Below are 25,040 nucleotides of genomic sequence, written 5' to 3' on the forward strand. Positions count from 1 at the left end.
ACCCGAACCACACACGGTGCCGCGGGCGACGGCCCGGCTGCGCTAGTCCTCCAGCGCAGCGTCGACCACGGCCTTGGCCTCGGCCTGGACCTGGGCCAGGTGCTCCTCGCCGCGGAAGGACTCGGCGTAGATCTTGTAGACGTCCTCCGTGCCGGAAGGACGCGCCGCGAACCACGCGCTCTCGGTGGTGACCTTCAGGCCGCCGATCGGCTCGTCGTTGCCCGGTGCCCGCACCAGGCGAGCGGTGATCTCCTCACCGGCCAGGGTGGTGGCGGTGACCTGCTCGGGGCTGAGCGCCGCGAGCTTGGCCTTCTGCTCGCGCGTGGCGGGGGCATCGATGCGGGCGTAGGCCGAGGCGCCGTAGCGCTCGACCTGCTCCTCGTGCAGCTGGCTCGGGCTGCGCCCGGTCACCGCGAGGACCTCCGAGGCGAGGAGCCCGAGGATGATGCCGTCCTTGTCGGTCGTCCACACCGAGCCGTCGCGGCGCAGGAACGAGGCGCCTGCCGACTCCTCCCCACCGAAGCCCACCGAGGAGTCGAGCAGCCCGGGGACGAAGTACTTGAAGCCCACCGGGACCTCGAGCAGCCTCCTGTCGAGTCCCGCGGCCACCCGGTCGATGAGCGCCGAGGAGACCAGCGTCTTGCCGACGGCCGCCGCAGCCGGCCAGTCGGGACGGTGGGCGAAGAGGTAGTCGATCGCGACGGCGAGGAAGTGGTTGGGGTTCATCAGCCCGCCGTCGGGCGTGACGATGCCGTGACGGTCGGAGTCGGCGTCGTTGCCCGTCGCGATGTCGTAGGGCGCCGGGCCGCCGTCCTCGGGCTGCATGATGCCGAGCAGCGAGGCCATGGCCGACGGGGAGGAGCAGTCCATCCGGATCTTGCCGTCCCAGTCGAGGGTCATGAACGACCATCGCGGGTCGACCTCGGGGTTGACCACGGTGAGGTCGAGGCCGTAGCGCTCGCCGATGACGCCCCAGTACTCGACGGCCGCACCACCGAGCGGGTCGGCGCCGATGCGCACCCCGGCCCGCGCGATCGCCTCGAGGTCGATGACGCTGGCAAGGTCGTCGACGTAGGCGGAGAGGAAGTCGTGGCGGCGGGTGGTCTCGGCGGCCAGCGCCCGGTCCAGCGGCAGGCGCGGCACCTGCGCGACGCCGCTGCGCAGCAGCTCGTTCGCGCGTGCGGCGATCCACGTCGTCGCGTCCGAGCCGGCCGGCCCGCCGTGGGGCGGGTTGTACTTGAAGCCGCCGTCACGCGGGGGGTTGTGCGAGGGCGTGACGACGATCCCGTCGGCGCGGCCCGGACCCTTGACACGCACGCCGGCGGCGGTGCCGGAGCCGTTGGCGAGGAGGATGGCGTGGGAGACGGCGGGGGTCGGCGTCCAGGAGTCGCGGGCGTCGACCCGGAGCTCGACGCCGGCGCCGGCGAGGACCTCGACGGCGGTGCGCCACGCCGGTTCGGACAGGGCATGGGTGTCGCGGCCGATGAACAGCGGCCCGTCGGTGCCCTGCGCGCGGCGGTACTCGACGATGGCCGCCGTCGTCGCGACGATGTGCGCCTCGTTGAACGCGCCGTCGAGGCTCGAGCCGCGGTGACCCGAGGTCCCGAACACGACCTGCTGGGAGGGGTCGTCGAGATCTGGGCTGCGGTCGTAGTACGCCGAGACGACAGCGTCGACGTCGATGAGGTCCTCGGGCAGGGCGCGGGTTCCGGCTCGCTCGTGCATGGTCTCGATCCTGCCACTCTCCGGCGTCGCCCGCGTGGTCCCGCGTACCCCAACACTCGGGTGGGCATGGACGCCCCCACCCCGGCGCCGACAGCGGGGTTGTTTCCGCCGATTGTCCGATTCCGCCCGACCGGGCGCGCAACAACTCCGCTGTCGGCGGGTGGGCACACCCCCGGCGCCGACAGCGGGGTTGTTTCCGCCGATTGTCCGATTCCGCCCGACCGGGCGCGCAACAACTCCGCTGTCGGCGGGTGGGCACACCCCCGGCGCCGACAGCGGGATTGTTTCCGCCGATTGTCCGATTCCGCCCGACCGGGCGCGCAACAACTCCGCTGTCGGCGCGAAGGGGGTGGCGGTTACGGTGGAGACATGGAGGACGTCGACCAGCCTGAGGACCTCACGGTCCGTGACCTCGACCAGACCAGCCCGGTCCCGCCCGGCCACGCCGTGCTGGACGTGCGCGAGCAGGACGAGTGGGACGCCGGGCACATCGCCGGCGCCACGCACATCCCGCTCGGCGAGCTGCCCGACCGGCTCGACGAGCTGCCCGAGGAGGACCTGCTCGTCGTGTGCCGCTCCGGCGGCCGGTCCAAGCGCGCGTCGGCCTGGCTCAACCACACCGGGTTCACCGCCCGCAACCTCGACGGCGGCATGCGCGACTGGACCGCCGCGGGCCTGCCGATGACGGCCGACGGCGGCCGGGAGCCGACGCTCCTCTGAGTCACCGATAGGCTTGCGGACCATGGGTAAGAAGAGCCGCAAGCGTCAGTCCGAGGCCCCGCGTCCCAAGCGGGTGGAGGTTCCCTTCGTCGAGCGCCCCTTCGAGGGGCTGCCGGGGGAGACGGACTGGGTCGCGATGCGCGAGGTCGTCCCCGCCGCCACCGCGACGGTCCGCACGACCGAGGAGTACGGCGGCCGCGAGGTCGTCGTCGCCACGATGCTGCCGGACCTGTGGCCGGCCCTGCACCGCGACGACGGCACGGTCCTCGTCGGGCTGCAGACCGCCGCGAAGTCCGGTGACGCCAGCCGCGACGTCGCCGCCGCTCTGCTCCTCGCCCTCGAGGCGGAGCCCGGCATGCCGGTGCTCAACCTCGGCATCCTCGAGCCCGGCCCGCGCCTGCAGGACGTGCTGGACCTGTCCGTGCCGTTCGAGCCGGTCGTCCACGACGACTTCGGCTTCTGGCTCGCGCCCGACCAGGACAAGGAGGCCGACGTCGCCGCCGCCGTCGAGCAGTCGAGCGAGGGCATCGTGCCGACGGTCAAGGTCGACGGCGTGGACTCCGCCTACTGGTGCCGCATGGGCCGCGAGTTCCTGCGCTGGGCACGGCCCGAGCCCCAGGAGGACGTCCTGGACGCCATCGCGCGCCTGCACTCGCGCCGTGAGTCCGAGCTCGAGGACGGTGCACGCTTCGTCGGGGCGTTCCGCACGAGCGGGATCCTCGTTCCCGTCTGGGAGCTGGTGCCCGGGACCGAGGCGGACGAGCTGACCGGGCCCTGCACGCGTTTCGAGGAGCGGCTCCAGGCCGCGCTTGCCGAGGAGGGCCCGCTGGACGCCGACGCCCGCCGGGCACGCGCCGGCATCGTCTCCCGCCAGGTCACCCTGCGCTGATCGCCGCCACCCCCACCGTGGACCTGCGAGAGAACCCTGACCATGGCTAGGCTCGGAGCGTGAACCGGCGCCCGAGGAACCAGCGGGTCGCCGTTGTCATCCCCGCCAAGGACGAGAGCGCGCGGATCGCGGCGACGGTCAGGGCTGCCCGCGCCATCCCGCACGTCGACCTCGTCGTCGTCGTCGACGACGGGTCGAGCGACGACACGCAGCACATCGCGCGTGCAGCGGGCGCCGTCGTCGTGCGCCACTCCGTCAACCGCGGCAAGGCCTCGGCGATGGAGACCGGCGCGTCCGTCGTCGCGATGCGTGACGTCACCGGCGGCCCGGCCCGCCTGCTGCTCTTCCTCGACGCCGACCTCGGCGAGACCGCCGTCGGCGTCGCCCCACTGGTCGACGCCGTCCTGTCCGGGCGCGCCGACTGCGCCATCGCGGCGCTGCCGCCCCAGCCCGGCGCGGGCGGCCGCGGAATCGTCGTCGGCCGAGCGAGGAGCGCGATCGCGCGGGCGACAGGATGGTTGCCCACCCAGCCGCTGTCCGGGCAGCGCTGCCTCACCAGGGAGGCCTTCGAGGCGGCGGTGCCCCTCGCGAACGGCTGGGGCGTGGAGACCGGCATGACGATCGACCTCCTCGTCAAGGGCTTCACGCTCGTCGAGGTGCCCTGCGACCTCAGCCACCGGCCGAGCAGGAACGACCTCTCCGGGCAGCTCCACCGGGCGGCCCAGTACCGCGACGTGGCGCTCGCCGCGGCGGTCCGCCGGGCACGCGGCGTGCGGGTGAGCCTGCGGGAGCTCGGGGACCGGCCGGCGCAGCAGGCGCCGGGCGCTCCCTACCGGGCGACCGCCTCCGGCTGAGGCACGGGCCGCTCGGTCCGCAGCCGCAGCAGCCACCCGGCGATGACGCCGATGAGCAGCGGCACGGTGAGGGCGATGCCGATCGCCGGGATGACGATCCCGGAGTCGTTGACGGCGAAGCCGATGCCGAGCGCGATCGCGACGGCGACCAGAGCCGGACGCAGCATCCGCGCGTCCGCGTCCAGACCGCGTAGCGAGGAGCCGTCGGCGAGCCAGCCGTACGCGGCGTGGTCACCGGAGCGCGCGGCACGCCGCAGCGGCTGCGTGAGGACGAGGACGACGAGCGCGATGCCGCCGACGGCGAGGAAGGTGAGGGTCGAGCCGAACAGGTTCGCCAGGTTCTGGCCGAGCTTGCGCAGCACGACGTCGACGAGGCCGCCGTCGAGGACGGTCTCGACGAACCGCCCCAGGTGGCTGCGCTCCGCCGGGGGACGCAGCCAGTCGATGACCGAGAAGGACAGCGCGACGACCGCGGCGGCCCCGAGGACGACGACGACGCGCCGCCAGGTCATCCGGACCCCTAGCGCGAGCAGCGCGAGGATGATGAAGGCCGGCAGCAGCGCCGGCGGGCCACCGAAGTCCGCGCCGATGCCGGGCGCCCCGTTGAGGACGGTGACGACCACGCCGACGAGCCCGACGACGAGCGCCGCCACCCGTCGTCGTCCCCGGCGCACGAGCGGCTCGACGAGGCAGCTGGCGGCGAGCAGGGTGCTGGCCGCGAACAGCGCGAAGGAGGAGTTGTTGATGCCGTAGAACCGCCCGCCGACCTGCGGCTGGACGCCCATGAGCGCCGCCAGCTGGAGCCGGGCCCCGGTGACGACGTCGACCGCCAGGACGAGCGCCGTGAGCCCGGCAACCACCCCGACCGGTGCGAGCAGCTGGCGCCGCCAGGGCCGGGCGAGGGCGAGGCCCGCGACGAGCGCCGCGATGGCCACGGTGGCCGTGTAGACGACGAGACCGGGTGACCCGGTTCGCCACCAGGGCAGCAGGTTGGCGAGGTAGCTCGCCACGGGTAGTGCCGCGACGGTGACCGCGACACCCCGCAGCACCCGCAGCGCGGCGTCGGGGTCGATGGCACGGGCGGCGCGGGCGAGACCCGTCCAGCCGCTGGACCGGCGCCGGGCGAGCCAGCGCGCGGCACGGTCGAGCAGGCGCCGGTTGAGCCCGAGCGTGACGATCGCGTAGAGGCCGAGGTTGACGAGGACGAGCCCGGAGAAGAACGGCGCGGTGAGCGGCCGCACGGCCATGGCGTGGCGGTTCTCGTCGATGAGCATGGCGATGCGGCCGGCGCCGGAGCTCCCGGCGGGCACGGTGGTCATCGGGGCGCCGGCCAGGCCGGTGGGCGCGTCGAGCCGCAGGTGGTCGAGGAGCGTCGGAAGGACATCGGTCGCCTGCACCATTCCGGGCTGGCGGGTGGAGCGGCTCTCGAGCATGCCGGCCCGACCGGCGTCCACCGCCATCACCTGCATGACCGGGGTGGGGCCCGAGTCGGCGAGCGACGCGAGCAGCACCGTCGAGCCCTCGGGCAGGGCGCCGAGCACGGCGGCCGCCCGGGCCTCGACGGCGGCGACCTGCTCGGTGCGGTCGAGGCCCGGGAGGGGCCACCCCGTGGTGCCCTTGACCGGCTCGTCGCCCTCGGGACCGGCGAAGCGCGGGTCGCTCGCCGGGAGCAGGGGGTGGCCACGCTCCCTGACGACGCCGAGGTCGACGACGGCGAGCCGGGCCTCGCCGACGTGCTCCCGGACCGCCTCCGCCAGCCGCTCGGGGTCGTCCGGCCGGGGCACGTAGTCCCCGACGACCTCGCCGGACGGGTCGGACAGGGCGATCGCGCCGCCGGGGCCGACGGCGAGGGCGGGGACACCGGCTCCGGCGAGCAGCTCCCCCAGGGTGCCCGGGCGGGCGTCGTAGGAGGCGTCGGCCGCGGCGCTGAGGTAGTCGGACCAGCCGGGCACGGCGCCGTCGTCGGGGTCCTCCAGGAGCCGGCACCCGCCCGCGGGCACGTCCGCGGCACGGCGCCCGGCGGAGACGGCGAGCCAGCCGTCCGCGGGGCACGTGCTGGAGCGGACCGAGCGCACGACCATGTTGGCCACGCCGGCATCCTCGGCCAGCGCCCACAGGGACGGCGTGGCGACCGCGGAGAGGTCCTCCCAGCGCAGCCCGCCCGTCCCGAGCAGGACGACGGGTCCCGTGGCGCGGGCCGCGGTGGCGTCGTCGTCCTCGGTGGCACCGAAGGCGGTGCCGGCGAGCGGGAGGACGAGGGCGGCGACGAGGGCGACGGCCAGCAGGATGAACCCGACCCGGGTCACGGTGTTCCGTCGACGCCTCACCCGGGCAGCCTACGTGGCGCGGCTGAGCCGGGCGTATCTGGCCTAGGCTCGGTCGGTGCGCACGCGCGCACTCACGACGAGGAGAGACCCGATGCCGGACCAGCCTGCCGCCCGCTACGCCTACCTCGGTCCCGAGGGGACCTTCACCGAGGCCGCGCTGCGGGCGTTCGTCGGGACGGAGCAGGTGCACGCCGAGCCCGCGGCCGACGTCGTCGGCGCGATCGACGCGCTGCGTGACGGGCTGGTCGACTTCGCCGTCGTCCCGATGGAGAACTCCGTCGAGGGCGGGGTCAACGTCACCATGGACACGCTCGCCACCTCCGCCGAGCCGCTCGTCATCGTCGGGGAGGTCGTCGTGCCGGTCGCGTTCGTGCTCGCGGTCGTGCCGGGCACCCGACGCGAGGACGTCAGGACCATTGCGACCCACCCGCACGCGTGGGCACAGTGCCGTGGCTGGGTGGCGCGGGAGCTCGACGGCGTCGCCCACGTCCCGGCGACCTCGACCGCCGCTGGTGCCGCGATCCTGTCCGAGCGCGGCCGGGAGGGAGCCGGCTTCGAGGCCGCGCTCTGCTCGGCGCTGTCGGCGGAGCGCTACGGGCTGGAGACGCTCGCCGAGGGGGTGGCCGACAACCCCCACGCGGTCACCCGCTTCGTCGTCGTCGCGCGGCCCGGGGCGGTGCCCGAGCCGACGGGCGCGGACAAGACGACGCTCATGGTCCACCTGCCCGACAACGAGGCCGGTGCGCTGCTCCACATGCTCGACCAGTTCGCTGTCCGCGGGGTCAACCTCTCCCGCATCGAGTCCCGGCCGATCGGGGACTCCCTGGGCCGGTACTCCTTCTCGATGGACCTCGAGGGGCACGTGGCGGAGGAACGGGTCGCGGCGACGCTCATCGGCCTGCACCGGGTGTGCCCGCTCGTGCGGTTCCTCGGCTCCTACCCGCGGTGGGACCGCGTCGCCCCGCACCTGGCTCCCGGCACCCACGACGCCGACTTCGTCGCCGCGCGCGCCTGGGTGGAGGGGCTGCGCACCGGGCGGGTGTGACTCAGGTCCGCACGACGAGCCCGCCGTGCTGGACGCGGGCGTGCACGACGGACGCCTCACCGAGGAGGTCGCCGTCCACCTGGACGTGCTGCGGCTCGTCGGTGCGGATCGTCAGCGTGTGGGCGCGGCGGAACTCGATGCTGCCGGTGCTGTAGGGCAGCGGGTCGCGGCGCACGCCGAGCCCCTGGAGCACGACCTTGCGCAGGAGGTCGGCCCAGCCGATGATCCCGCCGCGGGTGTCGATGGCGGCGACGTCGAGCCACCCGTCGTCGAGCTGGGCGTCGGGGAACAGGACCACCCCGCCGGGCAGCCGCCCGCAGTTGGCGATGAGCACCGTGCGGGCGTTGAACGAGGAGCTCTCCCGGGACTCGCCGAGCTCCAGGGTGGCGTTCATCTTGGGGCCCAGCAGGTGCTTGGCCCCGCCGACGAAGTAGGCGATCCACCCGATGCGGGCCTTGAGGTCGTCGTCGGCGCCGCCGACCATCTCCGCGTCGAACCCCATGCCGCCGATGACGAGGAAGACGTGCTCGGCGTCCAGCTCGGCGCCGGGCACCTCACCGGACGTGACGTCCGGCGCCTGGCTGTCCTCGGCCGGGGTGGGGGCCACCTCTCTGCGGCCGGCGGCCTCGCGGTAGACGTCGTCCTGCGGCTCCTCCTCGGCCCGTGGCCGGTCGATCCGGAGCCACCCGAGGTCCATGGGCCGGTCCCGGCCGGTGAGGGCGGTGGTGACCATGTCGCGGTAGCCGGTGAGGGGGAGGTCGAGGTTGCGGGCCAGCAGGTTGCCGGTGCCGAGCGCCAGCACGCCCATCGGGACCTCGGTGCCCGCGAGGCCCTCCGCGACCGCCCGGACGGTCCCGTCGCCGCCGGCCGCGATGACCACCGACGCACCCTGCTCCAGAGCGGTGCGGACCTGGCCGACACCGGGGTCCTCGACCGTCGTCTCCAGCCACAGCGGCTCAGGAAGCCCGGAGTCCGCGGCGACCTCGGCCACGAGGCTGCGCAGGCGAGCACCGTCGGTGCCCTTGGAGGGGTTGAAGACGACGGCGGGCGGGCCGACGGGCCCGTCACCCCGCGCGGTCGGGGGGTCGTCGTGGGAGAAGGACGGGGTGCGCCGCTTGAGCGCGCGCCACACCACCAGGCCCAGCACCAGGCCGGCGACGGCGACGACGAGCGCGATGACGGCGACCCACTGTTCCCAACTCACGTCCCGAACCGTACTGGCTGGTCACCCGACCTGCGCACGCGGCGCCGGCTACGCGTCCTCGGCGTGGAGCCGCGGGATCCTCTCAGGGCCGCCCCGCACGCCGACCTTGCCGGCGTAGAAGGCGCGGATCGTGTCCAAGTCGGCCCTGACGTCACCGGTCATCGACAGGGTGGGGCCCAGGCCGGCGGTCATGACGCGCCGGTCGACGTAGCCCAGGGTGACGGTCATGCCGGTCTCGCGGGCGATCCGGTAGAAGCCCGACTTCCAGTACTCCCGCGCCGAGCGGCTGCCCTCCGGGGTGATGACGAGGTAGCTGGGCCCGCTCGTGCGCACCTGGTTGACGAGCTCGTCGACCAGACCGGCCGGGTTGTCCCGGTGCACCGGGATGCCGCCGAGCGCCCGCATGAGCGGGCCGAACGGCGCCTTGAACAGGCTGTTCTTCCCCAGCCAGCGGACGTTGACACCCCAGTTCCAGGACAGCGCGAGCATGAGGACGAAGTCCCAGTTCGACGTGTGCGGCACCCCCAGGAGAATCCCGCTGCCGGGCGGCGGTGGTGTCGGGTCGGGCGACCAGCGGCTCACCCGCCAGTAGGCCCGGGCGAGGGCACGGCGAATCCTCATCCGCCAGAGACTAGCCAGCCGGAGGGCGGAACTCGTCACGACGTCGGCGACACGCGCACGACACGCCGCGGGCGGGGCCGTGCGCGGTGGGGGCCGGACGTGGAGGCTGGTTCCGACGGGGTGTGGCCCGGGCACGGGCACCGGTGCCGCTCACATGAGGCGGGGCCCCGGCCCGGATAGGCTCGGACGCGTGATCGATCTCAGAGCCATGCGCGAGGACCCCGACGCCGTCCGTGCCAGCCAGCGTGCCCGGAACGAGGACCCGGGGCTCGTGGACCGCGCGCTCGTGGCCGACGAGCGTCGGCGGTCCGCGCTCACGGCCTTCGAGCAGCTCCGCTCGGAGCAGAAGGAGGTCAGCCGGTCCGTCGGCAAGGCCGCAGCCGACGAGCGGCCGGCCGTGCTGGCCCGCGCGAAGGAGCTCGCCGAGCGGGTGAAGGCGGCCGAGCGGGACGCCGCCGCTGCCGCCGAGGAGGCCGAGGCCGTCGTGCGTCAGCTGTCCAACGTCGTCATCGACGGCGTCCCGCCGGGCGGCGAGGAGGACTTCGTCGTGCTGCGCACCGAGGGGGAGCGCCGTGAGCTCGAGCGGGTGCGCGACCACCTCGAGCTCGGCGAGGGGCTCGCCGCCATCGACGTCAAGCGCGGCGCGAAGGTCTCCGGGGCTCGCTTCTACTTCCTCACCGGCGTCGGCGCCCGGCTCGAGCTCGCGCTGCTCAACGCGGCGATGGACCAGGCGCTCGCGGCCGGCTTCACGCCGATGATCACCCCGACGCTCGTCACCCCCGGCGTCATGGCCGGCACCGGGTTCCTCGGGGCCCACGCCGACGAGGTCTACCACCTGCCCACCGACGACCTGTACCTCACCGGGACCTCGGAGGTGGCGCTCGCCGGCTACCACGCCGACGAGATCCTCGACCTGTCGGACGGGCCGCTGCGCTACGCGGGCTGGTCGACCTGCTACCGCCGGGAGGCCGGCTCCTACGGCAAGGACACCCGCGGCATCATCCGCGTCCACCAGTTCAACAAGGTGGAGATGTTCAGCTACACCACCCAGGACGACGCGCAGGACGAGCACGAGCGGCTGCTCGCCTGGGAGGAGGAGATGCTCGCGAAGGTCGAGCTGCCCTACCGCGTCATCGACGTCGCCGCGGGTGACCTCGGTGCGCCGGCGGCGCGCAAGTTCGACTGCGAGGCGTGGCTGCCCAGCCAGCAGCGCTACATGGAGGTGACGTCGACCTCGAACTGCACGACGTTCCAGGCCCGGCGCCTCGGCGTCAGGCACCGCGGGTCGGCCGGCAACGAGCCGGTCGCCACCCTCAACGGCACGCTCGCGACGACACGCTGGCTGGTCGCGATCCTGGAGAACCACCAGCTCCCGGACGGCTCGGTGCGCGTCCCGGAGGGGCTGCGTCCCTACCTCGGAGGGCTGGAGGTCCTCTCCCCGGTGGACGGCCGATGACCCTCACCGCCGACTCCGTCCGCGAGCACCTGCCGGCCGCGTTCCCGCCGGCGGGCCCGGACCTGCTCGTGGCCCTGGACATCGACGGCACCCTCATCGACCACGAGCAGCGGATGACGACGGCGGTGCGCGAGATCGTCGGTGCGCTGCGGGACTCGGGTGCGCGGGTGGTGCTCTCCACCGGACGGTCGGTGTCCGCCGTCGTGCCGATCCTCGAGGAGCTCGGGCTCAGGCACGGCTGGGCCGTCTGCTCCAACGGGGCCGTGTGCCTGCGGCTGGATCCCGACCTCGACGGCGGCTACGAGATCAGCGACGTCGTCACCTTCGACCCCGAGCCGGCGCTGCGGCTGCTGCGCGAGGAGCTGCCCGACGGCCTGTTCGCCGTCGAGGACCTCGGCCGCGGGTTCAAGGTGAGCAGCCCCTTCCCGCTCGGCGAGCTGAGCGGGGAGGTGACGGTGGTCGACTTCGAGGAGCTGTGCGCTGCGCCGGCGAGTCGCGTGACGATGCGCGCACCGCACCTGTCGGCCGAGGACTTCCACGCGCTCGTCGAGCGGGTGGGCCTGCACGGGGTCTCCTACGCCGTCGGCTGGACCGCCTGGCTCGACCTGGCGCCCGACGGCGTGTCCAAGGCGAGCGCCCTGGACATGCTGCGCGAGCGCACCGGTGTCGCCGCGGGCGCCACCGTCGCGGTGGGGGACGGACGCAACGACGTCGAGATGCTCCGGTGGGCAGGCCTGGGCGTCGCCATGGGAGGCGCGGACGACGTCACCCGGGCCGCCGCGGACCTCGTCACCGGGTCCGTCCACGAGGACGGTGTCGTCCCGGTCCTCCAGGCGCTCCTTCGCACGTGACCAGATCGTTACCGCAGTTGCGCCTGAAATCCTTGCAGAAACCGCCAACAACCGCTTGATTGGTGAGGCGGACACATGGTGTGCGCGTTACCGACGACGGTGTGGAGGAGATCGATGAGGATTCGTAAGCAGCGACGGGCCGGGACGCTCGCGGCGGGTGCCGCGGCCCTGGCTCTTGTCCTGGCCGCCTGTGGCGGCGCTGACGACCTCGGCGGCGGGGGCGGCGGGGGCGGCGGTGGTGGCGACGACGCCACGAGCGAGACCGACTGCGCCGACTTCGAGGAGTACGGCACCTTCGAGGGTGAGAGCGTCACCCTCTTCACCTCGATCAGGGAGGTCGAGGCCGACCAGATGCAGGACTCCTTCGAGGAGTTCACCGAGTGCACCGGCATCGAGGTCACCCACAACGGCTCCGGTGAGTTCGAGCAGCAGCTCGTCGTCCAGGCCGAGGGCGGCAACGCTCCGGACCTCGCGGCGATCCCGCAGCCCGGCCTGCTCGAGCGCATGGTGCGCGACGGACACGTCCTGCCCGCACCCGACGCCGTCGAGGCGAACGTCGACGAGGGCTGGACCGAGGACTGGAAGGCCTACGGCACCGTCGACGGCGAGTTCTACGCCGCCCCGATGCTCTCCTCGGTGAAGTCCTTCGTCTGGTACTCCCCGTCGCTGTTCGAGGAGAGCGGCTACGAGATCCCCGAGACGTGGGAGGACCTCATGGCCCTCACCGAGCAGATCGCCGCGGACCACGGCTCCGACACGGTCAAGCCCTGGTGCGCCGGCATCGAGTCCGGCGGCGCCACCGGCTGGCCCGCCACCGACTGGATCGAGGACCTCGTCCTGCGGACCGGCGGCGGCGACGTCTACGACCAGTGGGTCGCGCACGAGATCCCCTTCAACGACCCGCAGATCGCCGAGGCCGTCGAGGCCGTCGGCGCGATCCTCAAGAACGACGACTACGTCAACGGTGGCATCGGCGACTCCCGCTCGATCGCGACGACGTCCTTCAACGACGGTGGCCTGCCGATCCTCGAGGGCAACTGCTTCCTGCACCGCCAGGCCTCCTTCTACGAGGCGCAGTGGCCCGAGGGGACCGACGTCAGCCCCGAGGGTGACGTCTTCGCCTTCCCGCTGCCGGGCGAGGCGGCCGGTGAGGTCCCGCTGCTCGTCGGTGGCGAGTTCGTCGCGGCGTTCAACGACCGGGAGGCCACCCAGGCCGTCCAGACGTTCATGTCCTCCGCGGACTGGGCCAACACCCGCGTCGAGATCGGCGGCGTGACGTCGGCGAACCTCGGTGTGGACCCCGAGCTCGCGACGTCCGACGTGCTGCGCCAGGCCATCGAGCTGTTCCAGCAGGAGGGGACCGTGGTCCGCTTCGACGGCTCGGACCTCATGCCCTCCGAGGTGGGCGCCGGTGCGTTCTGGACCGGGATGGTCGACTGGATCAACGGCAGCGACACCCAGTCGGTGCTCGACGGCATCGAGGCCGCCTGGCCGGCGAGCTGACGACCACGACTCACGGGCGGGGGCGCGGCACTGCCGGGTCCCCGCCCGGGTCTCGTTGACGGGAGCTGATAACCGTGGACTTCTTCCTCTACTCCAAGTTCGGCCAGATGATCCTGGCCGTCGTGGTCTTCCTCGTCGTCATCGCAGTGATCCTCGGCCTCGCCCGCCTCGCCGACCGGGTGGCCGGCCGCACGCGGACGTGGTGGATGGTGCTGTTCTTCGGCGGCCCGGCACTGGCCCTTCTCGGTGTCGGCCTCATCTACCCCGCGATCCGGACGACGCTGATGTCGTTCATGGACCGCACCAGCCAGACGTGGGTCGGCTTCGCCAACTACGACTGGGTCTTCTCCAACCCGGACTCGCTGCAGGCCTTCATCAACACCTTCTGGTGGGTGGTGCTCGTGCCCACCGTCGCCACCGGTGTCGGCCTGCTCTACGCGATCATCATCGACCAGTCACGTTTCGAGAAGGTCGCCAAGACGCTGCTCTTCATGCCGATGGCCATCTCCTTCGTCGGGGCCGGCATCATCTGGAAGTTCGTCTACGAGTACCGCGGCGCCGCGCAGGAGCAGATCGGCCTGCTCAACGCGATCCTCGTGGGCCTGGGCTTCGAGCCGCTGCGGTTCCTCCAGGACTCGCCGTGGAACACCTTCTTCCTCATCGCCGTGATGATCTGGATCCAGGCCGGTTTCGCCATGGTGCTGCTGTCGGCGGCGATCAAGGCCATCCCGGCGGACATCGTCGAGGCCGCCCGCCTCGACGGCGTCAGCGCCTGGCAGATGTTCCGGAGCATCACGGTGCCGAGCGTGCGGCCCACCCTCGTCGTCGTCGTCACGACGATCACGATCGCCACGCTGAAGATCTTCGACATCCCGCGGACCATGACCGGTGCGCGGTTCGACACCCAGGTGCTGGCGAACATGATGTACGACCAGTCCTTCACCTTCGGCAACGCGGGGACCGGATCGGCGCTCGCCGTCGTCATCTTCATCCTCGTCATCCCCATCGTCGTGTTCAACGTGCGACAGATGATCAAGAACCGGGAGGTACGGGGAGCATGAGCGTCACACCTGCCAACCCGGCGATCGCCGAGCCCGGCCGTGCGCGGTCGCTGCCCGACCCGATCGCTCCGCGACGCTCGTCGTCGAGCCGGGCGAAGGCGATGCTCACGTCGCGGGTCGGCTCCGTCGTCGCGATCGTCATCGCCCTCCTGTGGACCGTGCCCATCATCGGCATGCTCCTCAGCTCCGTCCGGCCGGAGTCGGACATCCGCACCTCCGGGTGGTGGACGTTCTTCACCAACCCGACGTTCACGATGGAGAACTACCAGGAGGTGCTGTTCGGGCGGGCCTCCTCCGGCGCGCTGTCGAACTTCTTCGTCAACTCGGTGGTCATCACCGTGCCCGCGACGGTCATCCCGCTCGTGGTCGCGACGATGGCGGCCTACGCGTTCTCGGTGCTGCAGTGGCGGGGGAGGGACACGGTGTTCATCGCCGTCTTCGCCCTGCAGATCGTGCCGCTGCAGATGGCGCTCATCCCGCTGCTGCGGATCTTCTCCGGCTCGGCCATCGGCGAGGCCTTCCCGTACCTCGCCGTGTGGTTCGCCCACGCCTGCTTCGCCATGCCGCTCGCGACGTTCCTCCTGCACAACTTCATGTCGGAGATCCCTCGCGAGCTCATCGAGGCGGCCCGGGTGGACGGCGCCGGGCACACGACCGTCTTCCTCCGCGTCATGCTCCCGCTGCTGGTGCCGGCGATCGCGTCCTTCGCGATCTTCCAGTTCCTGTGGGTGTGGAACGACCTGCTCGTGGGTCTGACGTTCACGGGCGGGAACAACGCGGTCCAGCCGCTCACCGCCCGGTTGGCCGAGATGGCCGGCTCCCGCGGCCAGGACTGGCACCTGCTGACGGCGGGCGCCTTCGTCTCGATAATCGTGCCGATCGTCGTGTTCCTCTCCCTGCAGAAGTACTTCGTCCGCGGGCTCCTCGCGGGCTCGGTCAAGGGCTGACCGCCGGTGCGCCGCCCGGGCCCCCTGGGCGGCGCACTCGCGGGAGGACCGGGCGCGCTCGCCGGCCGCGCGCGGCCGGCAGGTGGACGGGTGCCGGTAGCGTTGGCGCCGTGCGATCAAGGAGGACGACGACGATGGCCTGGCTCGGTACCGCTTCACACGCGCGCTGGCTCGAGGACGAGGCACGCGCGCTGCTCGACTTCGCCCGGGCAGCCGCCGTCCCGCAGGGCTTCGGCTACCTCGACGCCGAGGGGCGGCTCGACCCGTCGCGCCCGGTCGAGCTGTGGATCACCTGCCGGATGACCCACTGCTTCTCGCTCGGGGCGCTCCTCGGGATCCCGGGGGCGGGCTCGCTCGCGGACCACGGTGTGCGGGCGCTGGCCACCCACCTGCGCGACACCGAGCACGGCGGCTGGTTCTCCGCCGTCGGGCCGGACGGCCCGGTGAACGACGCGAAGGAGGCCTACGCGCACGCCTTCGTCGTGCTGGCCACGTCCTCGGCGACCGCGGCCGACCGCCCCGGGGCACGTGAGCTGCTGGACGAGGCACTGCAGGTCAGCGAGCAGCGGTTCTGGCGGGAGGACGAGGGCGCCGCGCTGGAGGCGTGGGACCGCGCGTTCACCGAGGCGGAGGCGTACCGCGGCGTCAACGCCAACATGCACACGGTGGAGTCCTACCTCGCCGCGGCGGACGTCACGGGTGAGGACGTGTGGCTCGACCGGGCGCTGACCATCACGCGCCGGGTCCTCGACGGGTACGCGCGCGAGTACGACTGGCGGATCCCCGAGCACTTCTCGGCGACCTGGGAGCCGCTCCTCGACTACAACGACGACGACCGCGCCCACCAGTTCCGGCCCTTCGGCGCGACCGTGGGCCACTGGCTGGAGTGGGCCCGACTGGCACTGCACCTGCGCGAGGGGCTCGTGGCGCGGGGCAGGAGCACCGAGGGCTGGCTGCTCGAGGCTGCCCGCGAGCTCTTCGCGCGGGCGGTCGCCGACGGCTGGGCCGTCGACGGCGAGGACGGCTTCGTCTACACCGTGGACTTCGCCGGTGAGCCGGTGGTGCACGAGCGGATGCACTGGGTGGTGTGCGAGGCGGTGGCCGCCGCCGCGGCGCTCGAGTCCGCCACGGGGGAGGAGCAGTACGCCGAGTGGTACCAGCGTGCCTGGGACTACGCGGCCACCCACCTCATCGAGCGCCCCGGTGCGTGGCGTCACGAGCTGGACGCCACCAACACCCCCAGTGCGCGGACGTGGCCCGGCAAACCGGACACCTACCACGCGCTGCAGGCGACGCTCGTCCCGCGCCTACCCCTGGCCCCGGCCCTCGCCCCCGCCCTGGCCCGCGGCCTCCTCGACGTCCGCCACCCCATGCCCTAGCGAGGCGCGGAGGCGGCCCCACTCCACCGACGGCTGGAACGTGTGTGCGCCGCTCACCCCGTGACGAGCAGCAGCTTGCCGAAGACCTCACCGGAGTCGAGGAGCTCGTGGGCGCGCTGGGCGTCCGCGAGCGGCAGGCGCTGGTGGACGACGGCGCGCACCCGCCCGTCCTCGAGCATCGGCCAGACGTGCTCGCGCACCGCGGCGACGATCCGTGCCTTCTCCTCCAGCGGTCGGCTGCGCAGCGTCGTGCCGTGGACGCTCGCGCGCTTCGCCATGAGCGACAGGAGGTCGAGCTCGGCCCGGCGCCCACGCTGGGTCCCGATGACGACGAGCCGTCCCCCGGTCGCGAGCATCGTGGTGTTGTCGGCGAGCCCGCCGGCACCGAGGACGTCGAGGACGACGTCGACGCCCCTGCCGTCGGTGGCCTCGGCGACGGCGGCCGGCACGTCCCCTCGGTAGTCGATCGCGACGTCGGCGCCCAGCTCCTCGCAGCGTGCCGCCCGCTCCGTGCCGCGTGCCGTTGTCAGGACGCGGGCGCCGAGGGCACGACCGAGCTGGATCGCCACCGACCCGACGCCGCCCGAGCCGCCGTGGACCAGGACCGTCTCGCCCGCGGACAGGCGACCGACGTCGACGAGGTTCGACCAGGCCGTGCAGAGGGCCTCGGGCAGCGCGGCGGCGTCGACGAGGTCGAGCCGTGAGGGCGCCGGCAGCAGCTGACCGGCAGGCACCACGGTCCGCTCCGCGTACCCACCGCCCGCGAGCAGCGCGCACACCCGGTCGCCGACCTGCCACCCCGTGACGCCCTCACCCACCGACCGGACGGTGCCGGAGATCTCCAGCCCGATGACGTCGCTCGCGCCCGGCGGGGGAGGGTAGTGGCCCGCTCGCTGGAGCAGGTCGGCCCGGTTGACCCCCGCGGCGGCGACGTCGACGACGACCTCGCCGTGCCCGGGCGCGGGGTCGGGGACCTCGCCGAGCTCGAGACGCTGGTCAGGTGTGACGGTGATGGCGCGCATCCCTCATGCCTACCGCATCGCCGCGTGCGGCGCTGCGTAGACTGGGCGCGCCGTGCGCCGGGAGGCTCGCGGCTGGGAGGGCTGACAGAGCGGCCGAATGTGACGGTCTTGAAAACCGTTGTGGGGCAACCCACCAAGGGTTCGAATCCCTTGCCCTCCGCCAGGTCCAGCCAGGCGCCCGACGCCTGGACGTCTCCCACCGGCAGGTCGGGGAACAACCCGGACGGGTACGTTGTTGTCTCTTCAACTGACCCTCGTCCTCAGGAGCACTCAATGGCACGCATCGTGATCTTCGGCGGCACCGGCTACTCCGGTGGCAACATCGCGCGGGAGGCGGTGGCACGCGGCCACGAGGTCGTCTCCTACTCGCGCACCGCACCGACCGAGCCGCTGGCCGGGGTGGAGTACCGGACGGGCTCGATGGCGGACCCGGCCGTCGTGGACGCCGCCGCGCAGGGTGCCGACCAGCTCGTCGTCGCGCTCAAGGCCGAGGACGTGGACGGCGAGCCGATGGTCGAGCGGGTGCCGGCGCTCGTCGACGCCGCGCGGAGGCACGGCGCCCGGCTCTCGTTCGTCGGTGGCGCTGCCTCGTCACTCGTCGCCGAGGGTGGGCCGCGGCTGCTCGACACCCCCGACTTCCGTGAGGAGTGGAGGCCCGAGGCGACGGCGCACGCCGCGGTGCTCGACGCCATGCGCGGGGCGCCCGAGGACCTCGACTGGTTCTACGTCAGCCCGGCAGCGCTCTACGGCTCCTTCGCGCCCGGTGAGACGACCGGCAGCTACCGCACCGGCGGCGACGTCCTGGTGACCAAGGAGGACGGCTCGTCCGAGATCTCCGGCACCGACCTTGCCACGGCCTACGTCGACGAGATCGAGTCGGGCGCGAACCCGCGCCGGCGCTTCACGGTCGGTCACTGACTCGACGTGCCTCGACCGGCTCAGCGGCCGGTGGTGGAGAAGTGCTGGTAGTCCTTGGGACTGCTCCAGGCCCCGCCCCAGCTCCAGCCGCGTGCCGCGAAGGCGCGCACGACCTTGTCGCCGGCGTGGATCATCCCGGCGGCGTCGCGCGACCGGTCGGTGTACGGGGCACCGGCGGGCGGCGCCACCGTCGTGCTCGTGACGTACGGGTTGACGAGCGGGTTGACGTCGATCGCGCGGCCGTAGGCGTGCTCGGAGTAGGACGAGCCGCCGGTGACGGCGCGGCAGTTGAACGCGCTGGTGTTGTTCGCCGCCATGCTCGCGTCGTCGTCGGCGCCGTACTCGGCCACCGGCACCATCCGGTGGATGGGGAACCGTGCGTCGTAGAGGTCCTCGAGGATGGCGGCGACGTCGCCCGCGAGCGCGGCGGCCACCACCACGCGCCCGGTGCGCACGTTCCCGTCGTCGTCCCAGTGGGTGGCCACCACGGTGCGGAGCGCCGACGGCGGCACGGGGCAGCCCGGGCGCCACGACGCCCCGAGGTCGGCGGCGGTGACCGCGACGACCGAGGCCCGGAACGCCGGGAGTCGCCGCACCCCGAGGGTGTCGTCCCCGTCGCCGTCCCAGTCACCGACGACGACCTCGTCGGTGGCGCGGCCGTAGACGAGGGACAGGTCCGCGTCCCCGGCGGCGATGCTGTTCTTGACGAAGTACGCCGCACCCCGACGGACCGCGAACGTGTCGTCCCCGTCGCCGTCCCAGTCACCGGCCAGCGTGACGTCCTCCGCCCGGCCGTAGCCGACCACCTCGTCGGCGCTGCCGGGCCCGATCGAGTTCTTCACGTAGTACGTCGATCCGCGACGCACCGCGAAGGTGTCCTCACCGTCGCCGTCCCAGTCGCCCACGACCACCTGGTCACCGGCGCGGCCGTACGTCACCACCTGGTCCGCCGGCCCGCCGGCCAGCTCGTTCCTCACGTGGTACTCCGCGCCCCTGCGCACCGCCAGGGTGTCCCGGCCGTCGCCGTCCCAGTCCCCGACCAGCACGACGTCACCAGGGCGGCCGTAGACGACCTCGTGCTCGGCGACGCCGCCCCGCGGCTCGTTGGACACGTAGAACGCGTTGCCGCGGCGGACGGTGATGGAGTCCGTGCCGTCGCCGTCCCAGTCCCCGATGAGGACCTCGTCGGTGAACTTGCCGTACACGAACACGTGCTCGGCGGTGCCGTCCCACGAGTCGTTGAGGAAGAAGCCGGCGTCGGTCTGCGCCACCGCGCCGCCGGCCAGTGGGCCGGCCACGAGCGCCGCCGCTGCGCCGAGGCACACCAGGCCGGTCGTCGATCTGGTCGTCGTGCGCATCGTCGTCGTCCCCTCGTCGAGTCGCGGGTCAGAGCACCTCACCGGTGACCGCGTCCACCCGGACGTCGGTGCTGGCGCCGTCCGTGGTGCGCAGCTCGACGTCCCACACGACCGTGCCGTCGTCCTCGTCGAGGTCGAGCTCCTCCACCGTCCCGCCCATCTCCTGGGCGGCGGTGAGAGCCGCCTCGGAGGCCCCGACAGCCACCTCGTCCAGCAGGCGCCGGTCCTCGTCGTCCAGGTCCTCGGTCTCGCCCTCGCGGACGACGGCGTTGCCGTCCGGGGACACGTAGACCTCCACCTGCTCCTGCCCGACGGCGACGCTCACCTGCCACAGCTCCTCGCCGTCGTCGTCGGAGCGGTCCACCTCGAAGGCTTGGCCGTCGAGCTCCTCGGCCGCGGTGCTCAGCGCGTTGGCGGCGCCGTCCTCACCCGGGATGGGGAGGGGGGACTGGTCCTCGCCCGGTGTCATCTCGGGGTTGTCGGGCTCGCGGTCGGTGACGATGCCCTCGCTCGTGGGGGCCGCGTCCTCGGGCGCGTCGTCCGCGCTCGTGCAGCCGACGACGAGTCCCGTGGTCAGGGCGAGGATCGCGCACACACGTGTCCCGTGTCTCATCCCCCATGCCTATCAGCGCGCCCCACCGGCCGCACCCGGGGGCGGGTGTCAGCGCCGGCGGCGGTCCCCGCCGAGCCACGACCGCAGCACCGCGTAGAGGATCGCGGCCACGACGAGCACGACGACGAGCCGCACGAGGAGCCACACGGCCGAGAAGAGGGCTCCCACGAGCCACCACGCGAGGACGACGACCGCGATGACGAGCAGGATCGTGAGGAGGTCGTTGCGCCGCATCCGGGAAGTCTCCCATGCGGTCGCGGGACGGACGGAACCGGGCACGGTGCTCCGGGCCGGGCATGATGGTCGGCGTGCAGGACGCCCCGGAGACCCAGTCACTCGTCCGACGGTCGGCGGCAGTGCTGCGCCTCGGATCCCTCCTCCTGGGGGCCGGGGCCGGCTCCTACCGCGTGAAGGACTCGATGCGGCGGGCGGCCGTCGCGCTCGGGCTGCACCACCACCGCGCGCAGGTGACGCTCACCGAGATCACCACGACGGCCCACGACGGCGAGCGCGTGCGCACGGAGGTCATCGAGCAGCGGCGGGTCGGGGTGAACGCCGACCGGATCGACGGGATCGCCGGCGTCGTCAACCAGCTCGGTCCCGGCGCGGGCGTCGCGGACCTCGAGGAGGCCCTGGACCGGGTGGAGCGCACACCGCCGCGGTACGGCACGGTGCTCAACGTCCTCGCCGTGGCGCTGGCCTGCGCCGCGTTCGCGTTCCTCAACAACGGCGGGCCGATCGTGTGCGCGGCGGTGCTGGTCGCCGCAGGCCTGGGTCAGACGGCCCGGCGTCGGCTGCAGCACGCGCAGCTCAACACCTTCGCCGTGACGGCACTCGCGGCGGCACTCTCGAGTGCCGTCTACGTCGGCATCGTCCTCGGCCTCGAGGAGCTCGGCCGCGCCGACACCTCCCACGAGGCGGGCCTCATCTCGGCCGTCCTCTACCTCGTCCCCGGGTTCCCGCTCGTCACCGGCGTCCTCGACCTCGTCCGTCTCGACCTGTCCGCCGGTGTGGCCCGGCTCGCCTACGTCACCGTCACGCTGCTGTCCGCGGGCATGAGCGTGTGGGCGGTCACCTGGCTGGCGGCGCTCGAGCTCGACGGGAGGCCGACGACGGCGCTCGCCGGGCCGGTCCTCCTCGTCCTGCGGGTGGTGGCCAGCGCCGTCGCCGCCGGCGGGTTCGCGGTGCTGTTCAACTCCTCGCCCCGCGCGGCCGCGACCGCCGCCCTCATCGGCGGAGTCGCCAACCCCGCGCGGATCTACCTCGTCGAGGCGGGGGTGGCGCCGCAGGCGGCGTCGCTCGCGGCGGCGTGCGTCGTCGGCCTGCTGGCGGCGCTCGTGGCCCGCCGTCGCCGACCCTCGCGGGTGACGTTGTCCGTCCCTGCCGTCGTCATCATGGTGCCGGGCGTCATGGTCTACCGCTCGCTCGTCCACCTCAACGAGGGCGAGGTCGCGGCGGCGCTCGGGAACGGCGTCGAGGCGACGTTCGTCATCATGGGGATCGGCGCTGGGCTCGCGCTGTCCCGCATGCTCACCGACCGCAACTGGGCCTTCGACCGCTGACGACGACGGCGGACCCCCCCGTCCGCCGTCGTCACCCGAGGTGGTACTGGACACAGTGGCTTTGGCTCGGCGCACGCCACCGGGTAGCCTGTCGCGGTACCACCCTTGGAGACGTCGCATAGTCTGGTCTAGTGCGCGGCCCTGCTAAGGCCGTGACGGGGCAACCCGTCCGTGGGTTCAAATCCCACCGTCTCCGCTCTGTGATGTCGCAGGACATCGGCGACAGCCCGGACCCACGCGGTCCGGGCATTGTCGTCTCCGGGAGCCGCTGACGGCCCGGAGCGGCGGGAGGCGCCAGCCCGCTGCTCCACGCCGCCCGGGGCAACTCCCGCTACGCCCTTCGACCGATCCTCCCGAGGGGCGCGACGATCCGGGTCTGACCCCTCGCCGGCCGGGCCGCGTAGGCTGGACCACCGGTGCGTCCCGGCTCTCGAGCCGGGTGCACGGCCCTTGCGGCCCGGTGCAGCGTCCAACAGGAGGCCCTCGTGAAGGTGTCGGCACGGTCGGCGGTCCCCCCGTTCCAGGTCATGTCGATCCTCGACCGCGTCGCCGAGCTCCGCGCGCAGGGCCGTGACGTCATCTCGCTGTGCGCGGGCGAGCCCTCCGGTGGGGCGCCCCGGGACGTCCGTCGTCTCGCGGTGGAGGCGCACGGGTCCGGCGGGGCCCTCGGGTACACGAGCGCGCTGGGTCTGCGCCCGCTGCGCGCGGCGATCGCCGGCCACTACCGCACCTGGTACGGGCTGGAGGTCCCACCCGAGCGGGTGGCGGTGACGACCGGATCCTCGGGCGCGTTCGTGCTCGCGTTCCTCGCCGCCTTCGACCCGGGCGACGTCGTCGTCCTGGCCCGCCCCGGGTACCCGGCCTACCGCAACATCCTCACCGCCCTCGGCTGCCGCGTGGTCGAGGTCGACTGCGGCGCGGAGGTCGGGTTCCAGCCGACCCCTGCACTGCTCGACGCCGTGCGGGCCGAGCACGGGAGGGTCGCCGGCCTCGTGGTCGCCTCCCCGGCCAACCCCACCGGCACGATGATCGACCGCGACCGGATGACGAGCCTGGTGAGCTGGTGCGTGGCGCACGACGTCCGCCTGGTGAGCGACGAGATCTACCACGGCGTGACGTACCCGCCCGACCACTCCGGCCCGGACGCCCGCGGCGTGTGTGCCTGGGACGTCCCGGGCGCCGCGGAGACCGCCGTCGTCGTCTCGTCGTTCTCCAAGTACTGGGGCATGACCGGGTGGCGCCTCGGCTGGGCCCTCCTGCCCGAAGACCTGACGACGGCGGTGGACGCGCTGGCAGGCAACGTCGCGCTGTGCCCGCCGGCACCGGCGCAGCACGCCGCGCTGGGCGCCTTCTCCGCGGCCAGCTACGCCGAGGCCGACGAGCGCGTGGCCGACCTGCGGTCCACGCGACGCGTGCTCCTCGAGCGGGTTCCCGAGCTCGGCTGGGGGCCGGTCGCGCCCGCCGACGGCGCCTTCTACCTCTACGCGGGTCTCCCGCCGGGCACCTCGTCGCTGCAGTGGTGCGCCGACCTGCTGGAGTCCGAGGGCGTGGCCCTGGTCCCCGGCGTCGACTTCGACGGCGCCCACGGCCAGGAGTACGTGCGGCTGTCCTTCGCGGCGGGCGCACAGGCGGTGGAGGAAGCCGTCGAGCGCATCCTGCGCTTCCAGGGCTGAGGATCCGCGCGCCGGCGCCGCGTGCGCGAGACGATGGCCGCATGACCGACACCACCCGTGCGTGGCTCCGCACGCTCCGTGCGCTCACCGGCACCCCGCCGCCCGTCGAGGAGCCACTGCCCGACGACCCTGTCGCCCTGTTCCTCGGCTGGCTCGAGGTCGCCGTCGCCGCCGGGGTGCCCGAGCCGCACGTCATGACGCTCGCGACCGTCGACGCCGACGGGGTACCCGACGCGCGGGCGCTCATCCTCAAGGACGTCGACGAGCGGGGCTGGGCCTTCTCCACGACGGCGTCGAGCAGGAAGGGTGCCCAGCTCTCGGCGGCCCCCGAGGCCGCCCTGGCGTTCTGGTGGCAACCGCAGGCCCGGGCGGTCCGCGTGCGTGGACCGGTGGTCCAGGCGACGCGCGAGGAGAGCGAGGCGGACCTGCACGCGCGCAGCCCCGCGGCGCAGGCCTCGGTCGCCCCGGGGGACTGGACCCTGTGGCGCGTCCGGCCGACCAGGGTGGAGTTCTGGCAGGGGGCGCCCGACCGGAACCATCTGCGGATCGTCTACCTCCGGTCGGGGGACGGGTGGTCCCTCGCCCGGTCCTTCACGGTCGGCTGAGGAGCGCACGCGTCGGCGTGCCGCCTGCGCGCACGTGGGTGCTCGGCGGCCACGTGGCAGAACTCACGCCGCGCGGACCGCCCCCGGGATTTTCACGGTCGGCCTCGGGCGGCTATGCTCGACGTCGGTCCTCCGGGACCGTGCGCCCGTAGCTCAATGGATAGAGCATCTGACTACGGATCAGAAGGTTGGGGGTTCGAGTCCCTCCGGGCGCGCTCGTTGAGACAGCGACGAGACGGCTCCACACCGGTGAAGATCGGCGTGGAGCCGTTCTCGTTGGTGCCCACGGCCGCCTCTCGAGAGGACGCGGAGTGCCGCGTCTGGGAAAGTTGAGCGAGGTGGAACCGAGAGGAAGCAGCAGCCCGACCCACGCCGAAGGGATCCGGACCATGAGCACCGTGGTCGAGGTCACCGCCGTCCTGAGCCGCACCACCAGGGCGTGACGACCGATGGACACCTACGACAGCGCCGTCAGGCTCGCGCGCGCCGTCCGCACCGGCGACTTCCTCGTCGGCGTCGACCGGACCGGTGAGCACCTGGTCGAGGTCCGCGACGTCTCCCACGACCGCGGGCAGGTCACCATCGTCACCAGCGAGCAGACCGTGACGCTCGACGCCCGTGACGCGGTGCGGGTGGCGCACCCCGACGTGCCCGCCCTCGACCCGACCGAGTCGACCTCCCAGACCAACGCCAGATGAGCGCGCGGC

At 73.1% G+C, this 25,040-nt stretch carries 23 protein-coding genes and 3 tRNA genes; 18 read left to right on the forward strand and 8 right to left on the reverse strand.

The window, feature by feature from the left end:
• Positions 1-42: 42 nt before the first annotated feature.
• Positions 43-1,725 carry a phosphoglucomutase (alpha-D-glucose-1,6-bisphosphate-dependent) gene (pgm, locus tag VR894_RS05370; protein ID WP_324650317.1) on the reverse strand — a complete coding sequence of 561 codons (1,683 nt, stop codon included), beginning with the start codon at positions 1,723-1,725 and terminating at the stop codon, positions 43-45.
• A gap of 369 nt (positions 1,726-2,094) precedes the next feature.
• Between pgm and VR894_RS05375 the strand changes: the two genes are divergently transcribed.
• From VR894_RS05375 to VR894_RS05385, 3 genes are read left to right on the forward strand one after another with little or no spacing between them, the layout of a single operon-like run.
• Positions 2,095-2,445, forward strand: coding sequence for a rhodanese-like domain-containing protein (locus VR894_RS05375; protein WP_324650318.1), 351 nt, complete (start codon positions 2,095-2,097; stop codon positions 2,443-2,445).
• A gap of 22 nt (positions 2,446-2,467) precedes the next feature.
• Positions 2,468-3,334, forward strand: a complete 867-nt coding sequence (locus VR894_RS05380) for a DUF5926 family protein (RefSeq protein WP_324650319.1) — start codon at positions 2,468-2,470, stop codon at positions 3,332-3,334.
• Between the two features lie 59 nt (positions 3,335-3,393).
• Entirely contained in the window at positions 3,394-4,188 is a 795-nt protein-coding gene (locus VR894_RS05385) for a glycosyltransferase family 2 protein (protein WP_324650320.1), read from the forward strand.
• On the opposite strand, the gene VR894_RS05390 is transcribed toward VR894_RS05385, so the two are convergent.
• Complete coding sequence (locus VR894_RS05390) at positions 4,164-6,515, reverse strand: hypothetical protein (protein ID WP_324650321.1); 2,352 nt, start codon at positions 6,513-6,515, stop codon at positions 4,164-4,166. The genes VR894_RS05385 and VR894_RS05390 overlap by 25 nt on opposite strands.
• 91 nt (positions 6,516-6,606) lie before the next feature.
• On the opposite strand from VR894_RS05390, the gene pheA reads away from it, so the two are divergent.
• Positions 6,607-7,560 carry a prephenate dehydratase gene (gene pheA, locus VR894_RS05395; RefSeq protein ID WP_324650322.1) on the forward strand — a complete coding sequence of 318 codons (954 nt, stop codon included), beginning with the start codon at positions 6,607-6,609 and terminating at the stop codon, positions 7,558-7,560.
• Position 7,561: 1 nt separating this feature from the next.
• Here pheA and VR894_RS05400 read toward each other — a convergent pair whose 3' ends face one another.
• Positions 7,562-8,764 carry a diacylglycerol/lipid kinase family protein gene (locus tag VR894_RS05400; protein WP_324650323.1) on the reverse strand — a complete coding sequence of 401 codons (1,203 nt, stop codon included), beginning with the start codon at positions 8,762-8,764 and terminating at the stop codon, positions 7,562-7,564.
• Positions 8,765-8,812: 48 nt separating this feature from the next.
• A complete protein-coding gene (locus tag VR894_RS05405; protein ID WP_324650324.1) occupies positions 8,813-9,385 on the reverse strand; it encodes a 1-acyl-sn-glycerol-3-phosphate acyltransferase in 573 nt (190 codons plus the stop codon).
• 190 nt (positions 9,386-9,575) lie between these two features.
• On the opposite strand from VR894_RS05405, the gene serS reads away from it, so the two are divergent.
• The 6 genes from serS to VR894_RS05435 all read left to right on the forward strand — a co-directional run bounded on the left by serS (position 9,576) and on the right by VR894_RS05435 (position 16,582).
• Positions 9,576-10,841 carry a serine--tRNA ligase gene (gene serS / locus VR894_RS05410; protein WP_324650325.1) on the forward strand — a complete coding sequence of 422 codons (1,266 nt, stop codon included), beginning with the start codon at positions 9,576-9,578 and terminating at the stop codon, positions 10,839-10,841.
• Entirely contained in the window at positions 10,838-11,692 is an 855-nt protein-coding gene (locus tag VR894_RS05415) for an HAD family hydrolase (RefSeq protein ID WP_324650326.1), read from the forward strand. Before serS ends, VR894_RS05415 begins: the two co-directional genes overlap by 4 nt.
• A 114-nt stretch (positions 11,693-11,806) precedes the next feature.
• Complete coding sequence (locus tag VR894_RS05420; RefSeq protein WP_324650327.1) at positions 11,807-13,195, forward strand: ABC transporter substrate-binding protein; 1,389 nt, start codon at positions 11,807-11,809, stop codon at positions 13,193-13,195.
• A 65-nt stretch (positions 13,196-13,260) separates the two neighbouring features.
• A complete protein-coding gene (locus VR894_RS05425; RefSeq protein ID WP_416380819.1) occupies positions 13,261-14,256 on the forward strand; it encodes a carbohydrate ABC transporter permease in 996 nt (331 codons plus the stop codon).
• A complete protein-coding gene (locus VR894_RS05430; RefSeq protein WP_324650328.1) occupies positions 14,253-15,203 on the forward strand; it encodes a carbohydrate ABC transporter permease in 951 nt (316 codons plus the stop codon). The genes VR894_RS05425 and VR894_RS05430 overlap by 4 nt, the downstream gene beginning before the upstream one ends.
• A 110-nt stretch (positions 15,204-15,313) precedes the next feature.
• Positions 15,314-16,582, forward strand: coding sequence for an AGE family epimerase/isomerase (locus VR894_RS05435; protein WP_324650329.1), 1,269 nt, complete (start codon positions 15,314-15,316; stop codon positions 16,580-16,582).
• Positions 16,583-16,635: 53 nt separating this feature from the next.
• On the opposite strand, the gene VR894_RS05440 is transcribed toward VR894_RS05435, so the two are convergent.
• Positions 16,636-17,604 (reverse strand): NAD(P)H-quinone oxidoreductase, encoded by a 969-nt coding sequence (locus tag VR894_RS05440; protein ID WP_324650330.1) that lies wholly within the window; start codon positions 17,602-17,604, stop codon positions 16,636-16,638.
• A gap of 75 nt (positions 17,605-17,679) precedes the next feature.
• Between VR894_RS05440 and VR894_RS05445 the strand changes: the two genes are divergently transcribed.
• Together VR894_RS05445 and VR894_RS05450 are read left to right on the forward strand one after the other, a co-directional pair.
• Positions 17,680-17,767 (forward strand) — tRNA-Ser (locus VR894_RS05445).
• Positions 17,768-17,877: 110 nt separating this feature from the next.
• Positions 17,878-18,522 (forward strand): NAD(P)-dependent oxidoreductase, encoded by a 645-nt coding sequence (locus VR894_RS05450; RefSeq protein WP_324650331.1) that lies wholly within the window; start codon positions 17,878-17,880, stop codon positions 18,520-18,522.
• Positions 18,523-18,542: 20 nt separating this feature from the next.
• Here VR894_RS05450 and VR894_RS05455 read toward each other — a convergent pair whose 3' ends face one another.
• The 3 genes from VR894_RS05455 to VR894_RS05465 are packed head-to-tail and all read right to left on the reverse strand — an operon-like array spanning position 18,543 to position 20,727.
• Complete coding sequence (locus tag VR894_RS05455) at positions 18,543-19,880, reverse strand: M15 family metallopeptidase (RefSeq protein WP_324650332.1); 1,338 nt, start codon at positions 19,878-19,880, stop codon at positions 18,543-18,545.
• A gap of 28 nt (positions 19,881-19,908) precedes the next feature.
• Complete coding sequence (locus VR894_RS05460) at positions 19,909-20,493, reverse strand: PepSY domain-containing protein (protein ID WP_324650333.1); 585 nt, start codon at positions 20,491-20,493, stop codon at positions 19,909-19,911.
• A gap of 48 nt (positions 20,494-20,541) precedes the next feature.
• Positions 20,542-20,727 (reverse strand): hypothetical protein, encoded by a 186-nt coding sequence (locus VR894_RS05465; protein ID WP_324650334.1) that lies wholly within the window; start codon positions 20,725-20,727, stop codon positions 20,542-20,544.
• Between the two features lie 65 nt (positions 20,728-20,792).
• On the opposite strand from VR894_RS05465, the gene VR894_RS05470 reads away from it, so the two are divergent.
• The 6 genes from VR894_RS05470 to VR894_RS05495 all read left to right on the forward strand — a co-directional run bounded on the left by VR894_RS05470 (position 20,793) and on the right by VR894_RS05495 (position 25,031).
• A complete protein-coding gene (locus VR894_RS05470) occupies positions 20,793-22,055 on the forward strand; it encodes a threonine/serine ThrE exporter family protein (RefSeq protein ID WP_416380820.1) in 1,263 nt (420 codons plus the stop codon).
• A 107-nt stretch (positions 22,056-22,162) separates the two neighbouring features.
• A tRNA-Ser gene (locus tag VR894_RS05475) sits at positions 22,163-22,251 on the forward strand.
• Between the two features lie 331 nt (positions 22,252-22,582).
• Positions 22,583-23,728, forward strand: coding sequence for a pyridoxal phosphate-dependent aminotransferase (locus VR894_RS05480; protein WP_324650526.1), 1,146 nt, complete (start codon positions 22,583-22,585; stop codon positions 23,726-23,728).
• Between the two features lie 41 nt (positions 23,729-23,769).
• Positions 23,770-24,333, forward strand: coding sequence for a pyridoxine/pyridoxamine 5'-phosphate oxidase (locus VR894_RS05485; protein ID WP_324650336.1), 564 nt, complete (start codon positions 23,770-23,772; stop codon positions 24,331-24,333).
• A 142-nt stretch (positions 24,334-24,475) separates the two neighbouring features.
• A tRNA-Arg gene (locus tag VR894_RS05490) sits at positions 24,476-24,548 on the forward strand.
• A gap of 234 nt (positions 24,549-24,782) precedes the next feature.
• Positions 24,783-25,031, forward strand: a complete 249-nt coding sequence (locus VR894_RS05495) for a hypothetical protein (RefSeq protein ID WP_324650337.1) — start codon at positions 24,783-24,785, stop codon at positions 25,029-25,031.
• The last annotated feature ends 9 nt before the right edge of the window (positions 25,032-25,040 follow it).

Source organism: Georgenia sp. H159, assembly GCF_035607575.1.
Taxonomy (GTDB): domain Bacteria; phylum Actinomycetota; class Actinomycetes; order Actinomycetales; family Actinomycetaceae; genus Oceanitalea.

What these genes read in the sequence shown, in the direction of transcription:
- pgm (WP_324650317.1), bottom strand. Translation starts at nt 1,725, where the DNA reads ATGCACGAGCGAGCCGGAACCCGCGCCCTGCCCGAGGACCTCATCGAC.
- VR894_RS05375 (WP_324650318.1), top strand. Translation starts at nt 2,095, where the DNA reads ATGGAGGACGTCGACCAGCCTGAGGACCTCACGGTCCGTGACCTCGAC.
- VR894_RS05380 (WP_324650319.1), top strand. Translation starts at nt 2,468, where the DNA reads ATGGGTAAGAAGAGCCGCAAGCGTCAGTCCGAGGCCCCGCGTCCCAAG.
- pheA (WP_324650322.1), top strand. Translation starts at nt 6,607, where the DNA reads ATGCCGGACCAGCCTGCCGCCCGCTACGCCTACCTCGGTCCCGAGGGG.
- VR894_RS05405 (WP_324650324.1), bottom strand. Translation starts at nt 9,385, where the DNA reads ATGAGGATTCGCCGTGCCCTCGCCCGGGCCTACTGGCGGGTGAGCCGC.
- VR894_RS05415 (WP_324650326.1), top strand. Translation starts at nt 10,838, where the DNA reads ATGACCCTCACCGCCGACTCCGTCCGCGAGCACCTGCCGGCCGCGTTC.
- VR894_RS05420 (WP_324650327.1), top strand. Translation starts at nt 11,807, where the DNA reads ATGAGGATTCGTAAGCAGCGACGGGCCGGGACGCTCGCGGCGGGTGCC.
- VR894_RS05430 (WP_324650328.1), top strand. Translation starts at nt 14,253, where the DNA reads ATGAGCGTCACACCTGCCAACCCGGCGATCGCCGAGCCCGGCCGTGCG.
- VR894_RS05440 (WP_324650330.1), bottom strand. Translation starts at nt 17,604, where the DNA reads ATGCGCGCCATCACCGTCACACCTGACCAGCGTCTCGAGCTCGGCGAG.
- VR894_RS05450 (WP_324650331.1), top strand. Translation starts at nt 17,878, where the DNA reads ATGGCACGCATCGTGATCTTCGGCGGCACCGGCTACTCCGGTGGCAAC.
- VR894_RS05455 (WP_324650332.1), bottom strand. Translation starts at nt 19,880, where the DNA reads ATGCGCACGACGACCAGATCGACGACCGGCCTGGTGTGCCTCGGCGCA.
- VR894_RS05460 (WP_324650333.1), bottom strand. Translation starts at nt 20,493, where the DNA reads ATGAGACACGGGACACGTGTGTGCGCGATCCTCGCCCTGACCACGGGA.
- VR894_RS05465 (WP_324650334.1), bottom strand. Translation starts at nt 20,727, where the DNA reads ATGCGGCGCAACGACCTCCTCACGATCCTGCTCGTCATCGCGGTCGTC.
- VR894_RS05470 (WP_416380820.1), top strand. Translation starts at nt 20,793, where the DNA reads ATGGTCGGCGTGCAGGACGCCCCGGAGACCCAGTCACTCGTCCGACGG.
- VR894_RS05480 (WP_324650526.1), top strand. Translation starts at nt 22,583, where the DNA reads ATGTCGATCCTCGACCGCGTCGCCGAGCTCCGCGCGCAGGGCCGTGAC.
- VR894_RS05485 (WP_324650336.1), top strand. Translation starts at nt 23,770, where the DNA reads ATGACCGACACCACCCGTGCGTGGCTCCGCACGCTCCGTGCGCTCACC.
- VR894_RS05495 (WP_324650337.1), top strand. Translation starts at nt 24,783, where the DNA reads ATGGACACCTACGACAGCGCCGTCAGGCTCGCGCGCGCCGTCCGCACC.